This is a genomic window from Bacillus sp. GW823-FHT06A11 (assembly GCF_058795355.1).
Genome location: NZ_JBXAHS010000001.1, coordinates 77,676 through 87,111 on the forward strand (window position 1 = coordinate 77,676; position 9,436 = coordinate 87,111).

General features: G+C 31.0%; 7 protein-coding genes. 1 reads left to right on the forward strand and 6 read right to left on the reverse strand.

Translation table 11 applies throughout. The features are described 5' to 3' along the window. Positions 1–554: 554 nt before the first annotated feature. The 4 genes from AC1Q8L_RS00335 to AC1Q8L_RS00350 form a co-directional block, all read right to left on the reverse strand. The gene (locus AC1Q8L_RS00335; RefSeq protein WP_000274080.1) at positions 555–1,499 is read right to left on the reverse strand and encodes a response regulator; all 945 of its coding nucleotides are present in this window, start codon (positions 1,497–1,499) and stop codon (positions 555–557) included. A 4-nt stretch (positions 1,500–1,503) separates the two neighbouring features. After that, positions 1,504–2,820 (reverse strand): sensor histidine kinase, encoded by a 1,317-nt coding sequence (locus AC1Q8L_RS00340; RefSeq protein ID WP_025118707.1) that lies wholly within the window; start codon positions 2,818–2,820, stop codon positions 1,504–1,506. Between the two features lie 233 nt (positions 2,821–3,053). Next, positions 3,054–4,034, reverse strand: coding sequence for a glutaminase GlsA (gene glsA / locus AC1Q8L_RS00345; RefSeq protein ID WP_492339388.1), 981 nt, complete (start codon positions 4,032–4,034; stop codon positions 3,054–3,056). 124 nt (positions 4,035–4,158) lie between these two features. Next, the gene (locus tag AC1Q8L_RS00350; protein WP_000440276.1) at positions 4,159–5,583 is read right to left on the reverse strand and encodes an alanine/glycine:cation symporter family protein; all 1,425 of its coding nucleotides are present in this window, start codon (positions 5,581–5,583) and stop codon (positions 4,159–4,161) included. Positions 5,584–6,534: 951 nt separating this feature from the next. On the opposite strand from AC1Q8L_RS00350, the gene AC1Q8L_RS00355 reads away from it, so the two are divergent. Then, complete coding sequence (locus AC1Q8L_RS00355; protein ID WP_000659296.1) at positions 6,535–7,677, forward strand: anion transporter; 1,143 nt, start codon at positions 6,535–6,537, stop codon at positions 7,675–7,677. A gap of 177 nt (positions 7,678–7,854) precedes the next feature. Here AC1Q8L_RS00355 and AC1Q8L_RS00360 read toward each other — a convergent pair whose 3' ends face one another. Beyond that, positions 7,855–8,577, reverse strand: coding sequence for a thioesterase II family protein (locus AC1Q8L_RS00360; RefSeq protein ID WP_001172951.1), 723 nt, complete (start codon positions 8,575–8,577; stop codon positions 7,855–7,857). Next, complete coding sequence (locus AC1Q8L_RS00365) at positions 8,564–9,268, reverse strand: 4'-phosphopantetheinyl transferase family protein (protein WP_000701207.1); 705 nt, start codon at positions 9,266–9,268, stop codon at positions 8,564–8,566. Before AC1Q8L_RS00365 ends, AC1Q8L_RS00360 begins: the two co-directional genes overlap by 14 nt. Between the last annotated feature and the right edge of the window lie 168 nt (positions 9,269–9,436).

Genomic DNA, 9,436 nt, shown 5'->3' on the forward strand with positions numbered 1-9,436 from the left:
GATAAGAAGTAATTATGTTCCACATTTTTATCACCCAATTTATATACTCTGCTAGGATTGAGATTTCTAAAAAACGATATGTACTTAATAAAAAATAACGATAAGATTAAAGAGCAGAAAAGCGAGACATTATGCTTGTTTAGTACCAATAACCTAATTAGTATAAAAACATTTCTGACCTAAAATACCATTTCCAATTATAATTTGTTAAATATTATCTCCTTTTCCGTTATTTATATGCCCGCATTTGAATTTCAAATAATATAAGGATCAATGATATTTCCTCTTAAAGAAAAAAAGATGCTAGAAGATAGCATCTTTTTTTAAATTCAACTTACTATGTATTTATATTTTATTGTGAAAATACTCGTTTTTTTTAATGAATATTAATGTTTAAAAAAATAAAAAATACATATTCTTTTGTTCTAAGTTCATACACTTCTACCAAATCGATACGGAATTTTCTGATTTTAAAACTAATATGAAATAAAGGAGAATAAAAAGAAAAACTATTATCAATCTATCAATTGAAAATAATACTTAGCAAGAGTTTATCATCTTAGCTCCAAGTGTATTCGTTTTGCTTCAAAATAAAGAACTTGAATAAATTTTTTCGTATCAATACGAGCAGGTAATGTTGGTTCATTATTCAATTCTGTCATCTTTCTCCTTACGGTAGTAAAATCAAAAAATCTAGAAGCATAATTTTCGAACTTCGGGTTTAAAAAATCAGTAAGTCCAAGGGATGCTAAATGGTTTAATGATTGATAAATTGCTCTCCGAATCCGTTGTTTGGAAGCTTCTATGAACCTTTTTAATTCGGCATCTTCAGCTGAATCCCCAAGTTTTTTTTGAGCCAAATTCATAAAAATCTCTTTTAGTGAGGGAAAGCCTTGTTCCAACGTGTTATCTTGTTCATATTTATATAAATAATCTAGCATATCCATTAAATCTTTACTTCCACTTTCACTGGCTATTCCTAATTCAGACAAAAGAAAATGAATGGAATTTTGAAAATGATTAAAAGTATTTAAATGTTTTTCATTACGGTATTTTTCTTGCGCACTTGAATTACTATCCAATTTTAGTACCATATTAAGCGATTCTTGAATGTTTTTTATTGATTTTTCCAAACGAATTCGTTCAATGACTTTCCGAACAACTGTTAATACTTCAATCCGGTTAATTGGCTTAATAATATAGTATTCAACACCAAGCGAATAAGCTTCAGCAATTAATTCTTTTGATTCTACTTGAGAGACCATGATGATTTTCCCTTTAAACGAAGGGTTTATTTGACGGATTGTTTTTATTCCATCTTGAATCGGCATTAACAAATCGATAAATAAAATGTCTATATTTTTAAGGATTAGCATTTGTTGCTCTAAAGATAAACCATCCTCAGCTTCACCTATAACCTCCCCAAGATCTTCATCCTCGATAATTTGAGCCAACATTGAGCGAACCGCTTTTTCATCATCTACTATATAAAAATACATAGAATCACCCTTTCGAAATTATATGATCAATCCCTAATCTAATTATAAAAATTGATCCTTTTCCTTCGGTTCTGTCCTCAAGCGTAACATCACCTTCAAGTTGTTCGACCATTTCTTTAACATACGATAATCCGATACCTGTCGATGGATTGCCTAAATCATCATATTTAGAAGTAAACCCAGGCTCAAAAATTGAATCTTTATATTTTGAAGAAATACCAGGACCATTATCGCCTATTTGAAATTCAACAAAATGGTGGTCTTTATTAATGTCAATTGTGATGGTTCCCATACCTTGGATAGCTTCTACAGCGTTTGTAACGATATTATTTATAATAGATAAGATTGTGTAAATATGATAATGAGGATGCACACCATCAATTTTATACACAAATTGGATGTCTTTCTCTAGCAACCGTGCATATTTCGTATTTGCCCGTATAATGATATTTACTAGTTCATGTACAGACATATAATCTGTAAAACTTTCATCAGAAATTAGTTTTGAAAGCCCCGCAAAAATACGTTGGTTATCCTTTTTAACGTCATGGACCTCACCAGCAATTTGTAATGCCTGTTGCCTTAAATCCCCAAACTGAAAATCCATCTGTTTGTGCTCAAAAGAGTCTAAGGTTTTATATAAATCATAGGATTTTTTTGTTATATTCTCAGCATCTTGTAATGTTTTTTTTAAATGAACAGCATCTTCATATAAATTAGAGATGAGCATGAGCATGTGTTCATTTTGTTTCTTTATGTGTCTCTCCCTTGATTGCGCTTCATACAATTTCATCATATTGAAAAAGCTTAGAACTATAAAACTATGGGAACATGCGATAACAATGATCTCATTTATTGCCTCGGATGTGATTGATGTTTTTAATACGAAATATTGAATCATTAATTCCACACAGTCTGACATTATTTCAATCATGCAACCAATAAAACCAATCATTAGTGGTTGATGATAAAAACGTTTAATTTTTGCTAAATGAAAGAGATACGAATAAGTAAAATAAAAGAAAAAACTAGGATAGTGAGTATGAAAAGCGGCTAGCCAATCCATATTTCCCTTTATAATGACATCCATTGAGATACGAAATACTACAACGACTATCGCTGTTAAAAAACCCGGTAAAAATGCTGGAATTCTTCGAAACAATAACAAAAAAAAGAAAAATGTTGGTGCACCAAAGCTCATTCTAAATGTTTCATTTAAAGGAAATGACTTTATTTCACCTACTAAGGGTACTGTAAGTATCATTAAAACGAGAATATAGATGTCTTTTTTTACTAAATTACTAAGATTCAAAATAATCACTTCTCACTTTCGCCTAACAGTCAGTATACAAACCTATTTGCATTAATACAATACTTACTCTATTTTTTTCAAAAACTGATAAATAAGATATAAACGAAAGTATTATAGATTGTGAGTATTCATTACACCCTTCTACTTTAGAAAGATACTTTATAACTCAAAAATGTTCAGACACAATATAAGGTCTGAACACTTTTGGAATCGTTCTTACACCAAAATATCTGTGCTCCTTTTTAAAATATACTTAAATCCCATTCTTTTGCAATATGTTCTAACAACATAATTCCTGGTAAACTATTCCCATATTCATCAATGGCCGGTCCGTAAATACCAATACCACATCCATCTTGGAACGATAAATCCTTCCTAGATTTTGAGGGAACAAGTGTCATAATTCCGCCGGATACCCCACTCTTAGCTGGTAATCCAATGAAAGCAGCAAATTTTCCAGAAGCGTTGTACATTCCACAAGTAAGCATTAAAGCTTTTGTTAACCTAGCTACTTCTTTAGGGAGCACTTGTTCTTTGCGAATAGGATGATATCCATCATGTGCTAGTATAAGCCCTATTAAGGCAATATCTTCAGTATTTATTTCAATCGAACATTGTTTTAAGTAAACCTCTAGTGTCTCCTCCACATCTGATTCTAGAAAACCATTCTCCTTTAAATAGTATGCTAATGCTCTATTACGATGAGCGGTTTCCCATTCTGATTGAAATACTATTTCATTAATAGCGGGACGCTTCTCTATCATTTTTTCAATTAATACGTATAGAGATTCTAATTTTTCTTGCACCGATGTCCCTGGCAAAAGTGAAGCTATCGTAATCGCTCCAGCATTGATCATAGGATTAAAAGGTTTTCCTGGTTTATGTATCTCTAAACGAATAATTGAATTAAAGGCATCTCCAGTTGGCTCTACGTCAACTCGTTCTAATACATAAGAAATACCACGACTTAAACAAGCGGCTATAAAACCGATTACTTTTGATATACTTTGTAATGTGAAAGGTATCTCCCAATCTCCTGATTTTATCATTGTTCCATCTGGCTTTACTATACAAATACCTAACTGCGATACATTTATTTCCCCCAGAGCGGGAATATAACTGGCGCTTCGTCCCTTAGCTGCATACGCTCGATAATGAGCTACCCATTGATCTAAGCAAACTTTTTCTTGCCCATCAACTTGAACGCTAGATTCCTTTATCATTTAATCATATTCCCCCGTACTATTAACTTTATATAGAATGATTTTTTCTTTACTATAATCAATACTATTTGCACTAGAACCAAGAAAAATATTCAGACATATTGCAGTCTGAATATCCTTCTTATTACACACTTTTCTTTTTTGAAGTTTTCTCATAACTATCCCAACATTCAATATTTTCAAGCCCTTTAATGTTTTCTTTATAAAAAATAGGATCTTTACCAGCTTTTTTCTGGTTTATATAATCTTGTAACGCCGCAAATGCTACTTTTGAAAGTAAGGTAATAGCAATTAAATTAATAATAACCATAAAGCCCATAAATAAGTCCGCTAAATCCCATACAATTTGAATCTTTGCAACAGAACCAAATACAATCATAGCCAACACACTTATTCTGTATATCATTAACCACACTTTACTTGTATGTAAGAAGCGAATGTTTGTTTCACCATAATAATAGTTGCCAATTAACGCACCAAATCCAAATAAAAAAACAAAGATAGCAAGACAACCCGATGCCCAAGAACCGATGTGTTCACTTAATGCTGCTTGTGTAAGTGCAATACCATTTAACCCCGGTTGTTTATATGCATCAGACAGCAAAATAATAAAGGCAGTGCTAGTACAAATGATCAGTGTATCCGTTAATACACCAAATGCTTGAATCAGTCCTTGTTTCACCGGATGACTTGTTGTTGCTGTTGCAGCAACGTTTGGTGCACTTCCCATACCAGCTTCATTTGAGAATAAACCGCGTTTAACTCCATTCATAAGTGCTGCACCAATTGAACCGCCTGCTATTTGTTTAAAACCAAATGCGTTTTGAACAATAAGAGAAAGAACTTCCGGCATTTTTGATATGTTGGTAACTACAACAAATAATGCAACTCCAATGTATAATACCGCTAAAAATACCACCTTGTATTCAGCCATCTTTGCAATACGTTGTACACCACCAAAAATAATCGCAGCGAAAGCAATGGCCATGATTATCCCAACTGTTAGACGATCTGTACCAAATGAGTTTTGAAAAGCAATTGTAACTGTATTTGATTGTACTGAATTGAATACAAGACCAAAAGTAATTGTGATTAAAATAGAGAATAATACTCCCATCCAACGTTTATTCAACCCTTTTTCCATATAATAGGATGGACCACCACGGAAACCAGTTTTATCTTTTACTTTATATATCTGTGCTAATGTGCTTTCGACAAAACTGGATGCCGAGCTAATAATAGAAATAATCCACATCCAAAATACAGCTCCAGGACCACCTAATGCAATTGCAATCGCAATTCCTGTGATATTCCCTGTTCCAACGCGGGCTGCCATACCAATACAAAACGCTTGAAAAGGAGAGATTTGATCTTTAGAACCACTTTTCCCCTCCATTAATACACGAACCATCTCTTTTAACATTCGAAACTGTACAAAATTCAATTTAAATGTAAAATAAATTCCGCAAATAACAAGCATAATAATTAATAATTTAGACCATAAAAAATCATTTGTTGATCCGACTAAGTCTACAAAAAGCCTTTCCATATCATCACTCCATGCCAAAATTTGTATATCATAATCTATATAAAATCACCTATATTTCCTGTTACAAATACCTCTTTCATATTCAAATACAACAAGGATAAAAATTTTCTATATTAATCGTATTGGCCTGTTTAAGCAAACATCACAACATGTAACCGTAAAACTGAAATTTTGAAGTACTTAACGCTTATACAAACGGATGCTCTACCCCTTTCTGCAAACTAATATTTTTATCCACTAACATTGTTGTACTATTATGTTTGTTTCGTTTACCGGTGATTTAAATCATAATAATCAATAGTGATTAAGTGGTTTTTTGTTAATTGTCTCAAGAACATGGAAATATCTCCTTTCCCACTACTAATCTCAAAAATAGGCTAGGTAAAAATTTCACGAAAAATCTATAAAGCGCTTTCAATCTTTAAATAAGAGAAGCTTGTCTTTAATTTATAATTAAAAGTACAGAATGTTACGAAAAAGTACAGATTTTTATAAAAACAAAATTATTTTAAGATTTTTCATCTAAAAAAACAGTGAGATTTTTTGAATTTTATACAGTACCCAAACGTCGCAGATTTTGTTCTACCTATCCTTTGGCAAGCCTCTATTTTCTTCATAAAAACATGCATACTTTTTCTCTTTTAGAACTTCTTATAAAGTATTTGAAATCAAGAATCAATAGAATATTATAAGAATATTAAAAAAATAAAACATTTAATTTATTTATGGTATCATACAAAAAACATTTGTTTTCTCAATTAATCCCCCTAGCTGGATTCGTCTATATTGCACATATTTATAACATTAAAGACACTAAGAAAAAAGGATTTTGTTGAAGGGATAAAACATTACAAAACTCTTATTTAGGACCTTATGTCATCCTCTTTTCTAGCAATATTGAGTTATCCCAAAAAACGTATATTTACTAACATAGATTACAGGTGGTGTATTGTGAAAGAAATAGTATTCGTTCAAAATAAAAAAAGACTCCTTATGAAATTCGAATTTTTAAAAAAGGATTTAGTACTTACCATTTCACTGATATTAGCAATTGTAAGCTGCTTAATACATTCGCCAAGGTTCGAATATATTAACTTTGAAGTGTTAATTAGCTTATTTAATCTAATGGTGGCCATTAAAGCCTTGGAACAGCTAAAGATATTAGACAAACTTGCCGTTGCGCTTTTAAATAAATGCAATAACAGCAGGTCAATATCTATTATTCTAATTTTGTTATGCTTTATTTGCTCCATGGTTGTAACAAATGATGTCGCCCTCCTCACTTTTGTACCAATAACACTTGTCATTAGTAAAAAAACACAAATGAACATGATGGATACAATCATCTTGCAGACAATTGCGGCAAACATCGGTAGTAGCTTGATGCCTATGGGAAACCCACAAAATTTATACCTATATTCTTACTATGGAATTAAGCTCATCCCATTTTTAGGTTCAATCCTGCTTTTAGCTGTACTTGGAATTAGTTTGTTATTTATATTTACTCAAAAACTTCAAAAAACAGATTTAAAAATAGAACTACCTGTAATTACCGTGAAAAATCGAAAAAAAGCTACCCTCTGGATTTTGATACTTATCACTATCATTGCATCTATTTTTGGTGTCATTGATTATTACATTGCGCTAATAGTCACATTGATAGCAGCATTTACGTTAGATAGAAACTTACTATTTAAGATCGATTACTTTCTTCTAATAACCTTTGTCGGTTTTTTTATCTTTATTGGAAACATTTCCCATTCGGAGGCGCTGGAGACATTTGCTCGCGCTAATTTAAGAGGAGATACTTCAGTCTTCTTTAGTTCCATATTTTTGAGTCAATTGATTAGCAATTTTCCTACTTCAATTCTTCTATCAAACTTTACTTCTGATTGGAAAGCTTTATTACTAGGAGTAAATATTGGAGGGCTTGGAACAATTATCGCATCTTTAGCCAGTGTAATCTCCTATAAACTATTCATTCAGGCCAATGTTAAAGAGAGTAAGGCGTATTTAATTAAATTTAGCATTTACAACTTTTTATTTTTAATCATACTTACATGTATACAATACTTTATTTTTAAATTTCTATAACTTTAAAAAGTGATTACTACTAGAATAATAAAAATCAAAACTTTCTCAACATTAAATTGGGAAAGTTTTGGTTTTAAAGTACATAATACTTACAATTAGCATTATAAGCAAGATCCACAAATTGCATCAATTAACTCACCAGTTATCCAACGACTGTCTGATGATCAAAGAAAATCTCTAAAAACTAGTTGATAATCTTTTAGAATTAAACTTTCCTATAATACTATTTGCTATTTCTTCAATATTTTCATTTAGAAAGAAATGATTACCTTCAAAAGAATGAAAAGTACACGTTTTACTTGTGTATCGTTCCCATTTTATTACTTGATCATATGTAGTAAATTCATCATTTTCCCCATTAAATATAAGAAAATCAATATCACATGGTTGTGTATTTTTGTCATGAATATACGTCTCAACGATTTTAAAATCTGCTCTTAGAATAGGGAGAAAAATCTCCATTAATTCTTCTGATTGCAGTACCCCAGATGGTGTACCTCCCATTGCAATAACTTCTCTTTTAAATTGTTCGTTAGAAAGATTATGTCGGATGTTTTTTATTTTACTATTTGGATGATTTCTACCGGATAAAACAAGAAATTTAGGCAATACGCTTTTAGAATCTTGTATTTTTCTAGCTACTTCATAGGCAATCAAACTTCCCATACTATGCCCAAATAAAATATATGGCGAATCATCTATCTGCATAACGATATTATTATAGACATCATTGACCGCTTCTTCCATACTTCCGTACAAACTTTCTTCAATTCTATATCCTCTACCAGCTAACTCTATCGGGACTACCTCAATATATGGATTAAAGTAATTTTTCCATTTTGCGTAACTAAACGCGGATCCCCCAGCATGTGGAAAGCAAAAAAGTTTAGTCTTCTGCATTGATTTTCTCCTTACTTTCAAATTTGTATATATTTTCGAAAATTTCATAAATGTCTTTAATTATTATCTCTTGCGGAAATTCATCCCTTGTTGCACAAGCAGATATCTTATAATTTGGCTCAATGTTATATTGTCTAAAGTAAAAGTTTTGAGGTATATACTTATATGAAATTAAAGTTGGTGACTCTTTTTTTATAGAGAATGAATTTAACGGGATATAAAGCCCTTTTCCAATCGTTTTTATATAACTTTCTTTTAATGTCCATAAATCATAAAAATAATTAATTTGTTCATCAGAATTTATATTAGATATATCATAAAATTCTTCCTCTGAAAAAAATTCATTTGCTAATTTAAGAGCCTCTATCTCTGAAATCTTTTCTATATCAATACCCACATTAAAATTAGCAGTAGTACAAACCACCCATTCTCCTGAATGTGACAGATTAAAATGAAAGTCAGAAAAGTTTTCAACAAAAGGTTTTCCATACTCATTATATATAAATCTAATTTTTTCATTATTAATTTTATACTTTTGGCAGATTAGAGATCGGATTAGTAAATCTCCTATCAGGGTCCTATTAATGTCGCATGAATTTAATAAACGCTTCATTCGTTCTTTCTTCTCATTTGAAACTAAGTTACTAAGTTGCTTAAACAAATGACTTTCAATATTCTTTGGTATTTTCACAGCTTGAATTTGTATGATAAATCACTTCCTTTTTTTAAGAATTACTTCATATATGAACGTTACATAAATTCAAATTCACATTACTAAATTGCATATACAATAGGAAAGGTGCATATTTACATATCAATGAAAATATGCACCTTTCCTCAGTAATATCATCAGGCATTC

Coding starts and splice junctions, on each gene's coding strand:
- AC1Q8L_RS00350 (WP_000440276.1), bottom strand. CDS start 5,583: ATGGAAAGGCTTTTTGTAGACTTAGTCGGATCAACAAATGATTTTTTA.
- AC1Q8L_RS00335 (WP_000274080.1), bottom strand. CDS start 1,499: ATGTATTTTTATATAGTAGATGATGAAAAAGCGGTTCGCTCAATGTTG.
- AC1Q8L_RS00360 (WP_001172951.1), bottom strand. CDS start 8,577: ATGCAGAAGACTAAACTTTTTTGCTTTCCACATGCTGGGGGATCCGCG.
- glsA (WP_492339388.1), bottom strand. CDS start 4,034: ATGATAAAGGAATCTAGCGTTCAAGTTGATGGGCAAGAAAAAGTTTGC.